The 18,055-nt window shown below is 73.9% G+C and carries 14 protein-coding genes; 4 read left to right on the forward strand and 10 right to left on the reverse strand.

Annotation, left to right across the window (positions count from 1 at the left end; genetic code table 11):
- The first annotated feature begins 11 nt into the window (after positions 1-11).
- Positions 12-698, forward strand: a complete 687-nt coding sequence (locus BM064_RS19395) for a PEP-CTERM sorting domain-containing protein (protein ID WP_092862429.1) — start codon at positions 12-14, stop codon at positions 696-698.
- A gap of 128 nt (positions 699-826) precedes the next feature.
- Here the strand turns inward: BM064_RS19395 and BM064_RS19400 are convergent, their stop codons facing one another.
- Positions 827-1,732 carry a histone deacetylase family protein gene (locus tag BM064_RS19400; protein ID WP_092862431.1) on the reverse strand — a complete coding sequence of 302 codons (906 nt, stop codon included), beginning with the start codon at positions 1,730-1,732 and terminating at the stop codon, positions 827-829.
- On the reverse strand, positions 1,729-4,623 hold the full coding sequence (locus BM064_RS19405; protein ID WP_092862433.1) for a bifunctional [glutamine synthetase] adenylyltransferase/[glutamine synthetase]-adenylyl-L-tyrosine phosphorylase: 2,895 nt from the start codon (positions 4,621-4,623) through the stop codon (positions 1,729-1,731). Before BM064_RS19405 ends, BM064_RS19400 begins: the two co-directional genes overlap by 4 nt.
- Positions 4,624-4,739: 116 nt before the next feature.
- Here BM064_RS19405 and BM064_RS19410 point away from each other — a divergent pair, with 116 nt between their 5' ends.
- A complete protein-coding gene (locus tag BM064_RS19410; protein ID WP_218161080.1) occupies positions 4,740-5,951 on the forward strand; it encodes an MFS transporter in 1,212 nt (403 codons plus the stop codon).
- Positions 5,952-5,955: 4 nt separating this feature from the next.
- On the opposite strand, the gene BM064_RS19415 is transcribed toward BM064_RS19410, so the two are convergent.
- The 4 genes from BM064_RS19415 to BM064_RS19430 form a co-directional block, all read right to left on the reverse strand.
- Complete coding sequence (locus BM064_RS19415) at positions 5,956-6,675, reverse strand: DUF1638 domain-containing protein (protein ID WP_092862435.1); 720 nt, start codon at positions 6,673-6,675, stop codon at positions 5,956-5,958.
- Positions 6,676-6,685: 10 nt separating this feature from the next.
- The gene (locus BM064_RS19420) at positions 6,686-7,426 is read right to left on the reverse strand and encodes a methyltransferase domain-containing protein (protein ID WP_143103383.1); all 741 of its coding nucleotides are present in this window, start codon (positions 7,424-7,426) and stop codon (positions 6,686-6,688) included.
- Positions 7,427-7,753: 327 nt separating this feature from the next.
- Complete coding sequence (locus tag BM064_RS19425) at positions 7,754-8,461, reverse strand: corrinoid protein (protein WP_092862440.1); 708 nt, start codon at positions 8,459-8,461, stop codon at positions 7,754-7,756.
- Between the two features lie 216 nt (positions 8,462-8,677).
- Positions 8,678-9,112 (reverse strand): SufE family protein, encoded by a 435-nt coding sequence (locus BM064_RS19430; protein WP_092862442.1) that lies wholly within the window; start codon positions 9,110-9,112, stop codon positions 8,678-8,680.
- Positions 9,113-9,563: 451 nt separating this feature from the next.
- Between BM064_RS19430 and BM064_RS19435 the strand changes: the two genes are divergently transcribed.
- On the forward strand, positions 9,564-10,145 hold the full coding sequence (locus BM064_RS19435) for a hypothetical protein (RefSeq protein WP_092862445.1): 582 nt from the start codon (positions 9,564-9,566) through the stop codon (positions 10,143-10,145).
- A gap of 277 nt (positions 10,146-10,422) precedes the next feature.
- On the opposite strand, the gene rnd is transcribed toward BM064_RS19435, so the two are convergent.
- The 4 genes from rnd to BM064_RS19455 all read right to left on the reverse strand — a co-directional run bounded on the left by rnd (position 10,423) and on the right by BM064_RS19455 (position 16,638).
- A complete protein-coding gene (rnd, locus tag BM064_RS19440; protein WP_092862448.1) occupies positions 10,423-11,589 on the reverse strand; it encodes a ribonuclease D in 1,167 nt (388 codons plus the stop codon).
- A gap of 126 nt (positions 11,590-11,715) precedes the next feature.
- Positions 11,716-12,990, reverse strand: coding sequence for a TA system antitoxin ParD family protein (locus BM064_RS27025; RefSeq protein ID WP_143103385.1), 1,275 nt, complete (start codon positions 12,988-12,990; stop codon positions 11,716-11,718).
- 132 nt (positions 12,991-13,122) lie between these two features.
- The gene (gene aspS / locus BM064_RS19450) at positions 13,123-15,021 is read right to left on the reverse strand and encodes an aspartate--tRNA ligase (RefSeq protein ID WP_092862967.1); all 1,899 of its coding nucleotides are present in this window, start codon (positions 15,019-15,021) and stop codon (positions 13,123-13,125) included.
- Between the two features lie 402 nt (positions 15,022-15,423).
- Positions 15,424-16,638, reverse strand: coding sequence for an acyl-CoA dehydrogenase (locus BM064_RS19455; RefSeq protein WP_092862451.1), 1,215 nt, complete (start codon positions 16,636-16,638; stop codon positions 15,424-15,426).
- Positions 16,639-16,971: 333 nt separating this feature from the next.
- On the opposite strand from BM064_RS19455, the gene bmt reads away from it, so the two are divergent.
- Positions 16,972-18,009: a betaine--homocysteine S-methyltransferase gene (bmt, locus tag BM064_RS19460; RefSeq protein WP_092862453.1), complete on the forward strand. Its 1,038-nt coding sequence runs from the start codon at positions 16,972-16,974 to the stop codon at positions 18,007-18,009.
- Positions 18,010-18,055 lie beyond the last annotated feature (46 nt).

Below are 18,055 nucleotides of genomic sequence, written 5' to 3' on the forward strand. Positions count from 1 at the left end.
ACCAGCGTACCATGGCACTCCCCCGGCTTTCCGTCCCCGTCCTTGCCTTCGCGGCCGTCGCCGCGTTCGCGCCGCAGACGGGCGCCCAGGCCGCGACCGCCTACGACAGCGGCGTCGGCGCAGCGGATGCGACCTATCTCGAGCCGTCCTACACCGGCCCCGTCGGCGACCCGATCGACGACTACGAGTTGGCGGACGACATCATCCTGGGCTCGGACTACGACATCGGCTCGGCGACCTTCCTGGGGTCGAGCACCGACGCCGCGCCGTTCAGCTTCGACATCGCCTTCTACGCCGTCGACGGCGCCGCGCCCGCGACGTCCCCGACCGCGAGCCGGACCGGCGTCGCCTACTCGACCTTCGACACCGGCGAGACGCTGAACGGCCGCGCCCTGCAGAGCTACACGATCGCGTTCGACGTGATCTCGCTGACGGCGGGGAACTGGTGGGTGTCGATCGTCGCCAACGCCCAGGGCGATGACAAGTGGCACTGGGCGGGCGTCTACCAGAACACCTCCTCGATGCGCTTCCGCGAGGCGGGCGGCGGCGGCGCCTGGGGAACCTACACCCCCCTCGACATGGCCCTGACGCTCGACGCCGGCGCCTCGGGCACGCCGGTCCCCGCGCCCGCCGCGCTGCCGTTGCTGGCCGCGGGCCTCGCGGGCTTCGCCCTGGTCGGGCGCCGCCGCCGGGCCTGATCCCGCCGGCCGCCGGGCGCCCGCGCCCCCGGTTTTCCCCGCCCCCGCGCGCTCCGGCCGGAGGTCGGCGGGGGTGGGCGGGCGGGAGCCGACCTTCGGTCGGAGCGCGCGGGGGCGGGCGGCTCCCCTCAGGCGGCCAGGGCCGCCGCCTCCTCGAACAGGATCGCGTGGCGGGCCGCCAGCTCGTGCGGGTCGCGCGAGTAGCCGCCGCCCAGGGCCGCGGCGACCGGCAGGCCGCGGCCGCGCAGCCGCTCCAGCACCAGCCGGTCGCGCCGGCGCAGCCCCTCCAGCGTCAGCGCCAGCCGTCCCAGGCGGTCGCCCTCCCAGGGATCGACGCCGGCGTTGTAGAAGACGAGGTCCGGCGAGGCCCGCTCCACCGCCTCGTCCAGCGCGTCGGAGAGGCGGGCGAGATAGGCCTCGTCCCCCAGCCCGTCCTCGAGCCCCACGTCGAGGTCCGAGACCGCCTTGCGCGCCGGAAAGTTCTTCTGCGCGTGGATCGAGAAGGTGAACACCCGCGGGTCGGAGGCGAAGATCCACGCCGTCCCGTCCCCCTGGTGCACGTCGCAGTCGACCACCAGGATCCGCGGCGCCGCGCCCTCGTCCGCCAGCGTGCGCGCCGCCACCGCCACGTCGTTGAACACGCAGTAGCCCGAGCCGTAGTCGGGGCCTGCGTGATGCGAGCCCCCGGCCGCATTCACCGCCAGCCCCCGGTCCAGCGCCAGCCGCCCCGCGAGCAGCGTGCCCGCCGAGGAGAGCTGCGCGCGCCGGGCCACCTCGGGCGTCGAGGGCAGGCCGATGCGCCGCGTCTCGTCGGCCGTCAGGGTGCAGGCGATCACCCGCTCCACATAGCCGATGTCATGGGCGCCCGCGACCTGCAGCGCCTTGAGCGGCGCAGGCGCGAGCCAGCCGCCGGTCTCCATCAGGCCGCGCTCCTCCAGCGCCTGGCGCAGGTAGAAGTATTTCGACATCGGGAACGGGTGGTTGGGCCGCAGGGCGACCGTGTAGTCCGGATGCCAGACGATGGGCAGCGTCATCCGCCCGGCCCCTCGGCCGAAGGCGCGGGCAGCAGGCGGTCGACGACCTCGGCCGCGGCCTCCCGCGCGGCCTGCATCCGCTCGGCCAGCGCCTCGATCTCCGTCTCGCCCGAGACGCGCAGCAGCGCGGCGATGGGGCCCGGGCCCGCGGTCGCGGGATCGAAGCCGCCGGAGGTCGCGACGCGCAGGGCCTGGAGGAGGCGCGACTGCAGGTCGTGCGCCTGCGCCAGCGCCGCGACGTCGCCGGGATCGAGCCGCCCCGCCGCCTCCAGCGCCGCCAGCGCCCGGGGGGCGGAGGCGCCGCCCAGCGGCAGGTCCGGCGCGCCCTCGGCGGCGGCGGCGAGCAGGCCCGCCTGGGCCACGAACTCGATGTCCATCAGCCCGCCGCGGTGGCGCTTCATCGCCCAGGGGTCCTCGCGCCCGCCCTTCTCGGCCTCGGCGATGCGCGCGCGCATGTCGGCGGCGCCGGTCCAGGCCTCGGCGGCGGGACGCTCGAGGCGCAGGGCCTCCCCGACCGCGGCGCGCACGTCGTCCTGCAGGTCCGCGCGGCCCGCGACGGGGCGCGCGCGGGTCAGGGCCATGCGCTCCCAGGTCCAGGCGCGCTCGGCCTGGTAGGCGCGGAAGCCCGAGAGCGAGGTCGCCACCGTCCCCTGCCGGCCGGAGGGGCGCAGGCGCATGTCGATCTCGTAGAGCTCCCCCTCCGCGGTCTTCGCGGTCATCGCCGAGATCAGCGCCTGCGTGAAGCGGGAGAACCAGGCGGGGGAGGACAGGGATTTCTTCCCCTCCGAGGCCTCCTGCCCGCCCGCGTCGTAGAGCACGATCAGGTCGAGGTCCGAGGTCGCGGTCATCTCCCCCGAGCCGAGCCGCCCCATCGCCAGCACCGCGGCGCCGCGGCCGGGCGGGGGCCCGTGGCGGCGGGCGAACTCGGCCTCCACCAGCGGGAACAGCGCGCGGATGCAGGCCTCGGCGATGGCCGAGAACCCGTGGCCCGCCTCTTCCGCGTCGGCGATGCCGCGCAGGAGCTGCACGCCCATGCGGAAGCGCATCTCCTTGGCCCAGGAGCGGGCGACGTCGAGCTGGCGCTCGTAGTCCTCCTCCCGCGCGAGCCATTCCGAGAGCTCCTCGGTCAGGGCGTCGGCGCCGGGCAGCGGCTCGAAGAAGTCGGTGGCGAGGATCGCGTCGAGCACCCGCGAGGAGCGCCCCAGCGCCTCGGCCAGGCGCGGCGAGGCGGCGCAGATCTCGGCGATCAGGTCCACGAGGCGGGGGTTCTGCTCGAAGAGCGAGAACACCTGCACCCCCGCCGGCAGGCCCGACAGGAACCGGTCGAACTGGGCGAGCGCGTCGTCGGGCGAGGCGGCCGCGCGCAGCGCCTGGAGGATGCGCGGCTCGAGCCCCGCCAGCAGCGTGCGCGCGCGGGTCGAGCGGGTGGCGGGGATCGCGCCCTGGCGCCAGCGGTCGATGATCCCCTCGGCGTAGTCCGGCCGCTCGAACCCGGCCGAGGCGAGGTCGGGGGCCTGCGCGGGCTCGGCCGCGGCGGGGGCGCCGGGGGGCTGGAAGAAGGCCTCGGCGATCTTCGAGACCCGCTCCATGCGCGCCAGGATGTCGGCCTCGAACGCCGCGCGGTCCGACCAGCCCGAGAGGGCGGCGACCCGGTCGCGGGCCTCGGGCGCGGTGGGCATGGTCTGGGTCTGGCGGTCCTCGATCATCTGCAGGCGATGCTCGAGCTCGCGGTGGGCGACATAGGCGGCGTCGAGCTCGGCGGCGGCCTCCTCGCCGACCCAGCCGGCTCCGGTCAGGGCGCGAAGGGCGGCGCGGGTGCCGCGGTCGCGCAGCGCGGGGTCGCGGCCGCCGCAGATCAGCTGGCGGGTCTGCACGAAGAACTCGATCTCGCGGATGCCGCCGCGGCCGAGCTTGACGTTGTGGCCGGGGATCGAGATCGGGCCGCCGCCGCCGCGGTGGGCGCGGATCCGCTCGCGGATGTCGTGGGCGTCGCGGATGGCGGCGAAGTCGAGGAACCGCCGCCACACGAACGGGCGCAGGCGGCTCAGGAACGCCTCGCCCGCCGCGATGTCGCCGACGCTGGCGCGGGCCTTGATGAAGGCCGCCCGCTCCCAGGTGCGGCCGAGCGATTCGTAGTAGCGCTCGGCCGTGTCCATGCCGATGCAGACCGGCGTCACCGAGGGATCGGGGCGCAGGCGCAGGTCGACGCGGAACACGTAGCCCTCGCCGGTGGGCTTCGACAGCAGCTGGCTGACCCCCTGGACGACCTTCACCAGGCGCGAGCGGACCTCGGCGTAGGCGTCGGCCTCGTGGCGGGATTCGTCGAACAGGAAGATCAGGTCGATGTCGGAGGAATAGTTCAGCTCCCGCGCGCCGCCCTTGCCCATGGCGAGCCCGAAGAGGCCCGCGGCCCCCGCCGCGTCGTCGGGATCGCGGGACAGCCGGCCGCGGGCGAACTCGTCCGCCAGCAGGCCGCGCAGCGCGCCCTCCACCGCCGCGTCGGCGAAGTCCGACAGCGCCGCGGTGGCCGCGTCCAGGTCCCAGACCCCGCCCAGATCCGCGAGCCCCGTCAGCACCGCCAGCCGCCGCTTGCCCCGGCGCAGGATGCCGGCGCGCTGGGCGGTGTCGGCCTCGGCCACGGCGCGCATCTCCGCCGCCAGGGTCGCGAGCGCGGGCTCGGGCGGGCCCTGCAGGACGTCGGCCAGCCACTCCGCTTCGCGCCGGATCAGGCCGTGGAGGAAAGGGGAGGAGCCCCCGGTTCCCTCCACCAGCGGGCGCAGCTCGGGCGCGGACAGGTGGGCCGAGAGCGCCTCCCACGCCTCGGCCCCGCGGGCGGGGTCGTGGGCGAGGGGCGCGCGGGTCAGGCGGGAGGCGAAGGGTTCGGCGGTCATGGGGCGCATCCTCGCCGCCCGGGGGCGCGTGTCAACGCACGAGCGAGGCCCTCTTGCGTCGGTGCGGCGGCGGGCGCATCGATAAGGAAACCACACGAAAATGGGGAGGACTCGCCGTGACCGCCGCAACCCTGACGCCCGACCGCTACCGCTGGGTGGTGGTCTTCGCCGCGGCGGTGATCCTGGCGCTGAGCATGGGCCAGATGGTCAACGGCCTTGCGGTGTTCTTCGTGCCGCTGGAGCGGGAATTCGGCTGGGCGCGCGGGGACGTGGCGCTGATCAACGCGGCCGGCGTCGCCGGGCTCGCGGTCGGCGGCATTCTGATGGGGCGCCTGGCGCCGCAGGTCGGGACCCGGGCGGTGTGCCTGTTCGGGGCCGCGGTGATGGGCCTGTGCGTGATCGCGGCCAGCCAGGCGAGCGCGCTGTGGCAGTTCTACCTGCTGTTCGCGGTGGCGGGCGCGCTGGGCGGCTCGGCCTTCTTCGCGCCGCTGATCGCGCTGGTGGGCAACTGGTTCGCGGCGGGCGCGGGGATGGCGCTGGGGATCGCCTCGGCCGGGCAGGCGCTGGGCCAGGGCGGCGTGCCGCTGGTCTCGGCGATGATGATCGAGGCCTGGGGCTGGCGCGGCGCCTTCATGGGGCTGGGGGTCGCGACGCTCGCGGTCTGCGTGCCGCTGGCGCTGCTGATGCGCGAGCCGCCGGCGCCGGCCTCGGGCCTCGCCGGCGCGGTCGAGCCGCTGCCCACCCCCCTGCCCCACCGCACCGTGGTGGCGCTGATGTGCGTGGCGGTGGTGGGTTGCTGCACGCTGATGTCGGTGCCGCTGATGCATCTCGCGCCCCTGATGCAGGGCTGCGGGCTGACGGCGACGGATGCGGGGGGCGTGATGGTGGCGATGCTCGCCTCGGGCATCCTGGGGCGGCTGGTCTTCGGGCGGCTCGCGGACGTGATGGGGGCGCTGCCGGCCTATGCCACCGCCTCGCTGTGGCAGACGCTGATGGTGTTCGGCTTCACCCGCTTCGCGACGCTCGACGGGTTCTACGTCTACGCGGTGCTCTACGGCTTCGGCTATGCGGGGGTGATGACGGGGGTGCTGACCTCGACCCGGGCGCTGTCGCCGGCGGCGAAGCGGGCGTCGGCGATGGGGATCATCGGGGCCTTCGCCTGGCTGGGCCACGGGGTCGGGGGCTGGCAGGCGGGGGCGCTCTACGACCTCACGGGGGGCTACGATGCAGGCTTCGGCGTGGCGCTGGCGGCGGGGGTGATGAACCTCGCGGTGCTCGCCGGGCTGATGGTCTTCATCCGCCGGGCGGGAGCGCCGGCGGCGGCCTGAGCGCTCAGCGCGCGGCGGCGAGGAAGGCCGCGAGGTCGCCGTAGCCGGTGAAGCGCCGCTGGTGGGCGAGGCCGAGGCGGGCGGCGGCCTCCTCGGCCTTGCGGTCGAGCGCGGGGTCCTCGACCTGGGCGAGGTGGACCAGCGTGGTGTAGTTCCCGAACAGCATGTCGCGCAGCTGCGGGTGGCGGTCGAGGCCCATGGGCTTCCACACGAAGGCGTCGAACTGCCGGACCAGGAAGTCGGTCAGATAGAAGCAGGTCATCTCGGCGTCGCCGCGGGCGGCGAAGGTCTCGTTGCCGTCGAAGAAGCTGTAGCAATGGGGGCCGGGGATCATCTCGACGCCCAGCTCCTGGCAGCGTTTCGCCAGCAGGCCGCCGGTGCCGCAGTCGGCGTAGACCACCTTGATGGCGTCGAAGCGGCCGCGGGCGCGGGCGACCTCGGCCTCGACCGCGTCGGGGATCAGCTCGGGGCGCAGGTGGAGCTGAGCGGGGAGGCACTTGAGGTCCAGGTGCGACCAGCCGTTCAGGCGGATCAGCGCCAGGATCTCGCGCGCCAGCGCCCCGCAGGCGATCAGCCGGGTGCGGGGCGCGCCCTCGGGCGCGGCGGCGGGGGCGGAGAGGCCCTCGACGGTCAGGGCTGCGTCGTCGATGCCGAGATCTTCGGGGCCGAGATCTTCGGGGCGGGGGTCTTCGGGGCGGGGGTCTTCGGGCGCGGGCCGGGTCATCGGGGCGGGGTCATCCTTTTCTGCGCGCGGCGTAGCCGACGCTGCCCGCCGGCAGGGGGTGGTCGCCCCAGCGGTCGAGGGGGCGGGCCTCGAACCCCGCGCGCTCGAGCAGCGCGAGCACCGCCTCGGGCGCGGGCGCCGCCAGCAGGCGGCGGGCGCGGCGCAGGCGGGGGCGGCCGTCGACGAGGCGCTCGGTCTCGGTCTCGCGCGCGAGCGTGTCGCCGATCCTGAGCGATCGGGCGGCGTAGCGCCAGCCCGGCCCCTCGGCCGCGTCGTCGGGCGGCAGAACCGCGGGATCGGGGAGGTCGAAGATCAGCCAGGCGCCGGGGCGCAGGATCTCGCCCGCGCGGCGCGCGACGGTGTCGAGCGCGGGGCGGCCGGCGGCGTCGAGATAGGCCAGCGCCCAGCCCAGCGCGGTGACGAGGTCGACCGCGGGCATCGGCGCCCGGGCAGCGTCCATCGTGGCGGGGCGCAGGCCGCGGGCCCGGGCGAGCGCGGTGCAGGCGGGCGAGAGGTCGAGCCCGGTGACCCGGAACTGCGCCGCCTGGGCGGCGGCCATCCAGCGCCCGTCCCCGCAGCCCAGATCGTGGAGCGAGGGGTTTCGCCCCGCCCCCACCGCCGCCGCCCGGCCCATGGCGATCAACCAGGGCAGACCCGGGTCGAGCCTTGGCGCGAGCGCCTGCGCGTGGATCGCGGCGAGGTCCTCGTCGAAGGCGCCCGGGGCGAGCGGGAAGGGATCGGCGGGGGCCATGGGGCGCTCACCGGCGGGCGGGGGCCGCGGGGGTCCGGCGCGCGGCGGCGAGGCTGGGGAGGGGGCGCGCGGCGGCGCGCGGCGCGCCCGGGCGCGGATCCGCGCCGACGGCGGCCGCCCGAGGGTCGGCCGAACGCCGCGCCGCGACGGCTTCCGGCCTGCGGGGCGCGGACGCGGCCTGCGAGGCCGCGCTCCCGACGCGCGCGAAACGATGCAGGGGGATTCGCCCATAGCTTGCAACGCCGCGCTGCGAGGCTCGGTCGCCTCGCCGGGAGGGCGAGGCGCAGGGGGCGGCCGCCTGCCGCGGGGCGCGGGGGGCGCGGGCGATCAGCCCGCGGCCACCTGGTTGTGCTTGCGCGCGGCGATCAGCTGCTTGGCGGTCTCCACCGCCACGGCCGCGTCGCGGCAGTAGGCGTCGGCGCCGATGGCGCGGCCGAACTCCTCGTTCAGCGGCGCGCCGCCGACCAGCACGATGATCTGGTCGCGGATGCCCTTCTCCTTGAGCTGGTCGATGACGACCTTCATGTAGGGCATGGTCGTGGTCAGCAGCGCGGACATGCCGAGGATCGCGGCCTCCTCGCGCTCCAGCGCCTCGAGGTAGTTCTCGACGGCGTTGTTGATGCCGAGGTCGACCACGTCGAAGCCCGCGCCCTCCATCATCATCGAGACCAGGTTCTTGCCGATGTCGTGGATGTCGCCCTTCACGGTGCCGATCACCATGGTGCCCATCTTGGGGGCGTCGGTCTCGGCCAGCAGGGGGCGCAGGATGCCCATGCCGGTCTTCATCGCGTTGGCGGCGAGCAGCACCTCGGGCACGAACAGGATCCCGTCGCGGAAGTCGTCGCCGACGACCTTCATCCCGGCGACCAGCGCCTCGGTCAGGACCTTGTAGGGGGCCCATCCCCGCTCGAGCAGGATGTTCGTCCCCTCCTCGATCTCTTCCTTGAGACCGTCGTAGAGGTCGTCGTGCATCTGCTGGACGAGCTCGTCGTCGTCGAGCTCCGCAAGGACGATGTCGTCGTCTTCGTCCGCCATGGACAGGCCTTTCTGCGTCTGGGCGGCGCGCCGGAGACCGGAGGAGGGCCGCCGGGGCGTCGCGCGTCGCGTGCGTTGCGGGCACGATAGACCGCTTGCGCCGGTCGTGCACGGCGGAAACGCGACGCAATGTCCGCGTCCCGCGTCGTCCAGGCGGGCCCGCAGCGCCCCTGCGGCACGGGTTTGGGGGGCGGTCCGGGGGGGCGGGCCGGGCGCTCAGGCCCCGGCGGCTTCGGCCTCGGCCAGCGCGCGCAGGCGCGCGACCATCGCGCGCAGGCCGTTGGAGCGCTGGGAGCTGAGATGCTCGGTCAGGCCGAGGCGCTGGAACTGCGCCTGCGCATCGGTGGCCAGGATCTCCTGCGCGGTGCGCCCGGAGTAGAGCGCGCGCAGCACCGCAATCAGGCCGCGCACGATCAGCGCGTCCGAATCCCCGTCGAAATGCAGGCGGCGGGGGGCGCCCTCCTCGACCCGGGGGACGATCCAGACCTGGCTGGCGCAGCCGTCGACCCTGGTCTCCGGACCCTTCAGGGCGTCGGGGAGGGGCGGCATCTTCTTGCCGAGGTCGATGACGTAGCCGTAGCGGTCCTCCCAGTCGTCGAGGAACTCGAAGTCGGCGGCGATGTCCTCGAAGGCCTGAGGGGCGTCGGTCATGGCGATCTCCTGATTGGGGCCTCACCTAAGGCCCCCGGGCGGGCGCGGCAACACCCCGGCCGGCGCGCGGGGCCGTCCGGGCGGCCCTCGCGTCCGCTGCGCGGCCGCGTCGCCCCGCCCTGCCGTCCCCGTCGCGGGGCGGAGCGCGGCCGGGGCGCCCGGAGCGGGGGCGGATCGGCGGTCGGATCGAGGAACGGCGCCGGGCTCGCGACGGATGGGCGACGGGCGAGCCACGCACGGGCGATGCGCCGGGATCGGCCGGCGCGCGGGGCTGCGGCGGCGGCGGGCGTCCCGGCGGAAGGCGGGCGCAGGCCTTTCCTTTCCGGGCGCGCTGTGGCGTGATGCGCGCCGCCGCCGACGGGCGGCGCAGAGGAATGGACCGACGACTGGGATGACGGGGACGACGAGCATGGTTCTGCCGCGAGCGACGCGCGCATGGGGACGTCCGGCCGTGGCCGCGGCGCTGACCGCGGGGCTGGCGCTGGCCGGCTGCAGCTGGGGCGAGGAGGAGCAGGCGCCGGTCGAGGCCCAGACGCCGCCGCAGGGCGGCGCCCCGGGGCCGAGCGGCCCGGTCTACGAAAAGCGCCCCGTCGCCAGCGTCGAGTCGCTGGAGATCGGCCAGATCTACCGCGGCCGCCTGCTGACCGCGCACGGCGCCGCGCCCGCCACCGGCTGGTTCCACGCCACGCTGGAGCCGCGCAACGGCTCGCGCCTGGCGCCTGACGGATTCCTGGAATTCGACCTGGTCGCGGCCCCGCCGGAGCTCAACGGCGGCGAGCCGGGCGTGCCCGCCCGCCTGCCGATCCGCGCCGACCGGGCGATTCCCACCGCCGACCTGGTGGGCGCGCAGGGCGTGCGCGTCTATGCCGGCGCCACCGCGGCGGCGCTGCGGGTCTCGGTCTCCGCGCCCCAGCCGGGGCAGGCCGGCGGGCCGCGCACCCAGGCCGTGTTCAGCCCCGTCGCGCCGACGCGGAGCGTCGATGCCGACGACCCCGCCTCCGCCCCGCCGACGCCCCCGCGCATCGGCCAGTAAGGACGCGCGCGGCGGCCTCGCCCGCCCCCGGCGCGCCCCCTCGGCCGCGGTCCGCGCCGCCGCCGGCCGCAGCGCCCGCCCCCCGCCCCGGCCCTCGCCCCGGCCCCCGCGATCCGGGAGCGCCGGTCCCCAGGGGCGGCCGCGAGGGGGACGGCCGGGCGGGGCGATGCGGAGGCGCAGCCGACGCGAGGGCCGCCCGAGCCGGGCCCGAAACGCCGGCGGGCGGCGCGGACCTTCGCCCGCGCCGCCCGCCTGGATCGTCCGAGACCGGACCGGATCAGTCGTCGAACTCGACGATCTCGATGTCGGTCCCGTTGGCGCTGAGCGCGATCTCGCCGCGCTTGAGCTGCAGGGCGAGCTCCCCGAAGGCCTTGCGCCGCCAGCCCGACAGGGCCGGCACGTCCGGCTCGTCCTCGGCCGCGATCAGGTTCAGGTCCTCGGACGAGGCCAGCAGCTTCGGCGCCACCCCCAGGTCCTCGGCCCGGCTCTTGAGCAGGACCTTCAGCAGGTCGATCAGCGCCTCGGAGCCCTTGCGCGAGGCCTTGGGCGCCTCCCGCTCGGGCGTCTCCTCCTCGGGCGTCTCCAGGCCCCTGGCGACGGCGGCCAGGATCTCCTTGGCGACGTCGCCCTTGCGGGCCTCCCGCTGCAGGAAGCGCGAGCGCTGCAGCTCGTCCATCGAGGTCGGACGGGCCGAGGCGATCTCGAGCAGCGCGTCGTCCTTCATCAGGCGCGAGCGGGGCACGTCGCGCTCCTGCGCGCGGGTCTCGCGCCATTCGGCGAGCGCCGCGGCGACCGCGAGGAACCGGGGCGAGGAGGAGCGGGTCTTCAGCCGCTTCCACGCCTCGGTCGGCTCGTTGCGGTAGGTGGCGGGGTCGGTCAGCACCGCCATCTCCTCGCCCACCCAGGGGCCGCGGCCCGAATCGCGAAGCTCCTGGTCGAGGTGCTCGTAGATGCGGCGCAGGTGGGTGACGTCGGCGATCGCGTAGGCGAGCTGCTTCTCCGACAGCGGCCGCGCGGCCCAGTCGGTGAAGCGCGAGCTCTTGTCGAGGCCCTGCTTGCAGATCTTGCGCACCAGGGTCTCGTAGCCGACCTGGTCGCCATAGCCGCAGACCATCGCCGCCACCTGGGTGTCGAACAGCGGCTCGGGGATCAGGTCGCCCAGCTTCCAGAAGATCTCGAGATCCTGGCGGGCGGCATGGAACACCTTCACGACGGAGGTGTCCCGCATCAGCTCGAACAGCGGCCCGAGGTCCAGGTCCGTCCCGATCGGGTCGATGATGGCGGCCGTCTCGTCGCCGGAGCCCGGATAGGCGACCTGCACCAGGCACAGCTGCGGCCAGTAGGTGCGTTCGCGCAGGAACTCGGTGTCGACGGTGACGTAGGGGTGCTTGGCGCAGCGCGCGCAGAAGTCGGCGAGCGCCTGTGTGTCCTTGATGACGTTCATGAGGAGTGCCGGTCGTCCTCCGGGGGGTGAGCGGGGCGCGGTCATCGCGCCCGGGTGCGTGGGGCTATAGACCCAATCGGCGAGACTGCACAAGCGCGGCGGACCTCGCGGCGCCCGACGCGGGCGTCAAAGCGCCTCGAATTGCGCCGCGACATGGGCGACCAGCGCCGCGTCGCCCCGGTTCAGCGCCCGGATCCGGGCGACCAGCGAGGGGTCGAGGCTCTCGATCCCCGGCTTGCCCCGGGTGCGGCGCACGTGACCGAGCGGCGGGAAGGCCAGCCCCAGCTTCTCGCCGATCCGCTCCACGAAACGGTCGATCTGGGGCAGCGTGGCGGCGAGCCACAGCCGCTCGTCCACCGCGCGCCGGGCGGCCTCGAGGTCAGGGAGGCCGCCCGCGAGCTGCCGGCACTGGTAGTCGTGCTGGTAGACCTCGGGTCGCGCCTCGATCGCCTCGACGAACTCGGGCAGCTCCAGGTCGTAGAGCCGATGCTCGAGACAGTCCGAGCGCGCCCGGTCCCGCTTGCCCCGCATGAAGGCGTGGTCCGAGAGAAACCGCTCGGCCGGGTCGCGCAGGATGGTGATGTAGTGGCGCGGCCGCGGGCTGGGCGGCTCCTGGCCCAGGATCATGTGGGCCCCGTAGAAGGGCTGGTCCTCGACCAGATGCACCGGCCGCCCCGTCAGCCGCCGGCCGAGGATCGCAAGATCCTCGCCCAGGTTGATCGCCGCCCGCCTCAGCGGCCCGTGGATCGCCAGCAGCCCGGTCTCGGCCCGCTCGGCCGAGCCCCAGGGCGTGCGCATCGGCGGATGCGCCCCCAGCCCCTGCATCAGCACGGCCGCGAGCGCGGTGCCCGCGGTCTTGCGGATGTGGACGAAGACGATCTGGTCGGTCGCCGGGTTGGGCGTGACCTGGTGGTAGAGCATGACGCCTCCGGCCGGATCGGGACCGGGCAGACTTACGACCCGCCGCCCGAGGCGGCAAGCGCCGGGACCCGTCGCGAGGGCCCCCCGCGCGGCGCCCGCGCGCGAGGGGCGAGGCGGCCAGGGGCCCGGCTCGGCGGCGCAGACCCTGCGCACCCGGCCCGGCGGCCCGGGGCGCACCCGGGCGAGACGCCCGCCCTCGAAGGTCGGGATCAGCTTCGGCGGCGGCCCGGCGACGGAGTCGTCGTGGACCAGCCCCATGTCCGCCCGCCGCGCCGCCTCGCGGCTCAGGGCGCCGGTCTCCCTCTCTCCGGCCAGCACGCGCGACAGGCGCGCGTGGTCGAAGGCGCCGGAGCGCTCGATCGCCCGGCCGATGCGGGCCCGGCGGGTGATCCGGCCGGCAAGCGACCGGCTCTGCAGCTCCGCTTCCGAGCGGGCCGCGCCGACCAGCGCCTCGTCGGCGAACTTGACGGAACAGGCCATGAGGGCGCCGCCTGAGGCATAAGGCGGCGCTTCTCCACCCCGGCTTCAAGGTCGGGTGAATCGCCCGGCCCGGAACGGCGAGGGGCGCGCCGGGTCTCCCCGACGCGCCCCTCGCGGCCCGGTTCGGGCGGCTCAGTCCCGGGGGACGACCCGCAGGCCGAGCTCGCGCAGCTGCTCGTTGGTGGCGGGCGAGGGGGCCTGCATCATCAGGTCCTCGGCGCGCTGGTTCATCGGGAACATGATGACTTCGCGGATGTTCTCCGCCCCGGCCAGCAGCATCACGATGCGGTCCACGCCCGGCGCGATGCCGCCGTGCGGGGGCGCGCCGAAGCGGAAGGCCGAGAGCATGCCGCCGAAGTGGTCGTCGACGAACTGACGGTCATGGCCGACGATCTCGAAGGCCTTGTACATGATCTCCGGCTTGTGGTTCCGGATCGCGCCGGAGCTGAGCTCCACCCCATTGCACACGATGTCGTACTGGTAGCCCTTGACGTCGAGCGGGTTCATCGTCTCCAGCGCCTCGAGCCCGCCCTGGGGCATCGAGAACGGGTTGTGGGAGAAGTCGAGCGCGCCGGTGTCGGGGTCCTTCTCGTACATCGGGAAGTCGACGATCCAGGCCAGCTTGAACTCGTTCTTCCACGCGTCGTTGGGCTGCAGGTCGGCCCAGATCGTGTTGCGGGCGCGCCCGGCCACGTCGACGAACTTCGCCGGCTCGCCCGCGAGGAAGAAGGCCGCGTCGCCCGCCTTCAATCCGAGCTGAACCCTAAGCGCTTCTGATCGCTCGAAGCCGATGTTCTTCGCCAGAGGGCCGGCTGCTTCGTAGAGATACGAACAATCGACGCCCTGGAAATTGGTATCGCCGCTCGCCGCAAGGTCATTAATTCGTTGCTGGCGCGCCATTTCATACAGTTCGCTGCCCGGAGCAGCATCCTCGCCCGTCAACTCGATCCGTCGCCAGAAGATGTAGCCCATGCCCGGCAGGCCTTCCTTCTGCGCCCAGGCGTTCATCCGGTCGCAGAACTTGCGCGACCCGCCGCCGGGCGCCGGGATGGCGCGGACCTCATGGCCCTCCTGCTCGACGATCTTCGCGAAGATCGCGAAGCCGGAGTCGCGGAAGTGGTCGGAGACGACCTGCATCTCGATCGGGTTGCGCAGGTCGGGCTTGTCGGAGCCGTATTTCAGCATCGACTCCGCGTAGGGGATGCGCGGGAAGACCTTGGAGACGGGGCGCCCGCCGCCGAATTCCTCGAAGACGCCGCGCATCACGGGCTCGATGGCCTGGAACACGTCCTCCTGCTCGACGAAGCTCATCTCGATGTCGAGCTGGTAGAACTCGCCCGGGGAGCGGTCGGCGCGCGGATCCTCGTCGCGGAAGCAGGGCGCGATCTGGAAATAGCGGTCGAAGCCCGCCACCATGATCAGCTGCTTGAACTGCTGGGGGGCCTGCGGCAGGGCGTAGAACTTGCCCGGATGCAGGCGCGAGGGCACCAGGAAGTCGCGCGCGCCCTCGGGCGACGACGCCGTCAGGATCGGCGTCTGGTATTCTAGGAACCCCTGGTCGGTCATCGAGCGGCGCAGCCAGGAGATGACCTTCGAGCGCATCACGATGTTCTGGTGCAGCTTCTCCCGGCGCAGGTCGAGGAAGCGGTACCGCAGGCGGGTCTCCTCGGGGTATTCCTGCTCGCCGAAGACCGGCAGCGGCAGCTCGCCGGCCTCGCCCAGCACCTCGACGTCGCGGACGTAGACCTCGATGTCGCCGGTGTCGAGCTTGGGGTTGCGCAGGTCCTCGGCGCGGGCCTTGACCACGCCGTCGATGCGCACCACCCACTCGGAGCGGACCTTCTCGACGTCCTTGAAGGCGGGGCTGTCCGGGTCGCAGAGCACCTGGGTCATGCCGTAATGGTCGCGCAGGTCGATGAACAGCACGCCGCCATGATCCCGCACGCGATGCACCCAGCCGGAGAGGCGGACGTCCTGGCCGACATGCTCGGCCCGGAGCGCGGCGCAGGTGTGGGAGCGGTAGGCGTGCATGATCATCCCCTCGGGAGGCGTCGGAAGCGGTCGGAAGTCGGCGAGGGGCTTCCACTTCCCGGGCCCCGATGTCAAGGGCGCGCCGCCCTCGAACCGCCCCCGCCCGCCCCGCACCCCGCCGGAAGCGCCTGTTCTCCGGAGCCGTCCGTCGCTGATGCCGGAAAGAGCGGCTCGCCCGCCCCGGTCAAGGATCGCGAAGCGACCGCGCTTGCGCGGCTCGTCCTTGACCGGGGCGGGCGAGCCGCTCAGGCATCAAGCAGCGACGGACGGCTGCGGAGGACGGGCGCGGGCCTGGTCTCGGGTGGGTTCCCGAAGCGCAGAAGGCCCCGCCGAAGCGGGGCCCTCCTGAGGCCCGCAAGGGCCGAGGCATAGGCGTGCCCGCCTCCGGCGGGCGCCGCATCCTCAGAAGAACGCCTGCAGCCCGGTCTGCGCCCGGCCCAGAATGAGCGCGTGCACGTCATGCGCGCCCTCGTAGGTGTTCACCGTCTCGAGGTTCATCGCGTGGCGCATCACGTGATACTCCGCCGAGATCCCGTTGCCCCCGTGCATGTCCCGGGCCATCCGCGCGATGTCCAGCGCCTTGCCGCAGTTGTTGCGCTTGATGATCGAGATCATCTCCGGCGCCGCCATCGCCCGGTCCATCAGACGACCCACCCGAAAGGCCGCCTGCAGGCCCAGCGAGATCTCCGTCTGCATGTCCGCCAGCTTCTTCTGGAACAGCTGGGTGTTCGCCAGCGGCCGGTTGAACTGCTTGCGATCCAGCCCGTACTGGCGCGAGCGGAACCAGCAGTCCTCCGCCGCCCCCATCACCCCCCAGGCGATGCCATAGCGGGCGCGGTTGAGGCAGCCGAAGGGACCCGACAGGCCCTCGATGTTGGGCAGAAGGGCGTCCTCGCCGACCTCGACCCCCTGCATGGAGATCGAGCCGGTGATCGAGGCCCGCAGCGACAGCTTCTGCTCGATCTTCGGCGCCGAGAGACCCTTCATGCCCTTCTCGAGCACGAAGCCGCGGATCTTGCCGCCATGGGCGTCGGACTTGGCCCAGACCACGAAGACGTCGGCGAAGGGGGCGTTCGAGATCCACATCTTCTCGCCGGTCAGCCGGTAGCCGCCGTCGATCTTCTCGGCCCGGGTCTTCATGCCGCCGGGGTCGGAGCCCGCCTCCGGCTCGGTCAGCCCGAAGCAGCCGATCAGCGTCCCCGCCGCGAGGCCCGGAAGATACTTCTTCCGCTGCTCCTCGGAGCCGTAGGCGTAGATCGGGTACATCACCAGCGAGCTCTGCACCGACATCATCGAGCGGTAGCCCGAGTCCACCCGCTCCACCTCCCGCGCGATCAGCCCGTAGCTCACATAGCCCGCGCCGATCCCGCCGTATTCCTCGGGGATGGTCGAGCCCAGCAGCCCCATCTCGCCCATCTCGGCGAAGATCTCGGGCTCCGAGGTCTCCTCGAGGAAGGCCTTGGTGACCCGGGTCGCCAGCTTCTCCTGCGCGAAGGCGTGGGCTGCGTCCATCAGCGCGCGCTCGTCCTCCTCCAGCTGGTCGGCCAGCAGGAACGGGTCCTCCCACACGAACGACGCCTGCGACGGACGATCCTTGGGCTTCAGCTGCGCGGTCATGGTCTTCTCCTCCCCGCGCCGGCCGCGTGTCGGCGCAGGCCGGCGAGGGCCCTGCGCGGGCGCGGAGGGGGCGGGCGCCTCCGCGCGGCGAAACAGAGGGCGAAGCGTTACCCCAGCCGGGCGCGGATGCAAACCGCAGGCGCGCTGCCCGCGCCCCCTGCCACGCGCGCCCCGCGCCCCCTGCCCGGCCGCGCACGCGGTTGTGAGCGGGACGCGCGCTCGCTATAGCTGGCGGGGACCGCCACGCGCCCGGAACAGGGGCGTCCCCCGCGGCGCCGCGAGCGGCCGAAGCCCCGCGCGCCCGGCCCCGAGACCCATGCTGCAGGACCGTCCATGACCGACAAGCTCAGCCAGTTCCTCGCGACCCGCCCCTGGATCCTCGCCGACGGCGCGACGGGCACCAACCTCTTCGCGCTGGGGCTGGAGCATGGCGACGCGCCGGAGCGCTGGAACCTCGAGGAGACCGACAAGGTCAAGGCGCATTACCGCAGCTTCATCGACGCCGGCTCCGACCTGGTGCTGACCAACACCTTCGGCGGCACCGCCAACCGCCTGAAGCTGCACCAGATGCAGGACCAGGTGCACGAGATCAACGCCGCCGCCGCGCGCCTGCTGAAGGAGGCGATCGCCGAGTCCGGGCGCGACGTGATCTGCGCGGGCGACGTCGGCCCGACCGGCGACCTGTTCCAGCCCGTCGGCCCGCTGAGCTTCGAGGACGGCGTCGCCGCCTTCGAGGCGCAGATGAAAGGTCTGAAAGACGGCGGCGCGGACGTGCTGTGGGTCGAGACCATGTCCTCGGAGGAGGAGTACAAGGCCGCCCTCGAGGCCGCGCATCGCGTCGGCCTGCCGGTGGTGGGCACCATGTCCTTCGACACCAATGGACGGACGATGATGGGCGTGGCGCCGAAGCGGCTCGCGGCGCTGGTGCATGAATGCGGCCACGACCATGCGCCGGTGGCCTACGGCGGCAATTGCGGGACCGGGGCGCCGGACCTGCTGGTGGGGATCATTTCGGCCGCGGACGAGATCCGCGAGGACGACGTGATCGTCACCAAGGCCAACTGCGGCATCCCCGAGTATGTCGACGGCGCCATCCGCTATTCCGGCACGCCGGAGCTGATGGCCGACTACGCCTGCCTCGCGCGCGACCTCGGGGTGAGGATCATCGGCGGCTGCTGCGGCACCCAGCCGGGCCATGTCGCGGCGATGCGCCGGGCGCTGGAGGCGGTGCCCCGCGGCCCGCGTCCGACGGTCGAGGACGTGATCGCCAAGCTGGGCAAGACCACCGGCTCGACCCTGGACCTGCTGAGCGACGAGACCGCCGCCGCCCCCAAGCGCGGCGGCGGCCGCCGGCGGCGCAGCGCCGGCTGAGGCCCGGGCCCCGGTCCGGGAGGTGAAACGGCGCGCCCCGCGGGGC

It is taken from the genome of Albimonas pacifica, from assembly GCF_900113695.1.
In the GTDB taxonomy this organism is placed as follows: Bacteria; Pseudomonadota; Alphaproteobacteria; order Rhodobacterales; family Rhodobacteraceae; genus Albimonas; species Albimonas pacifica.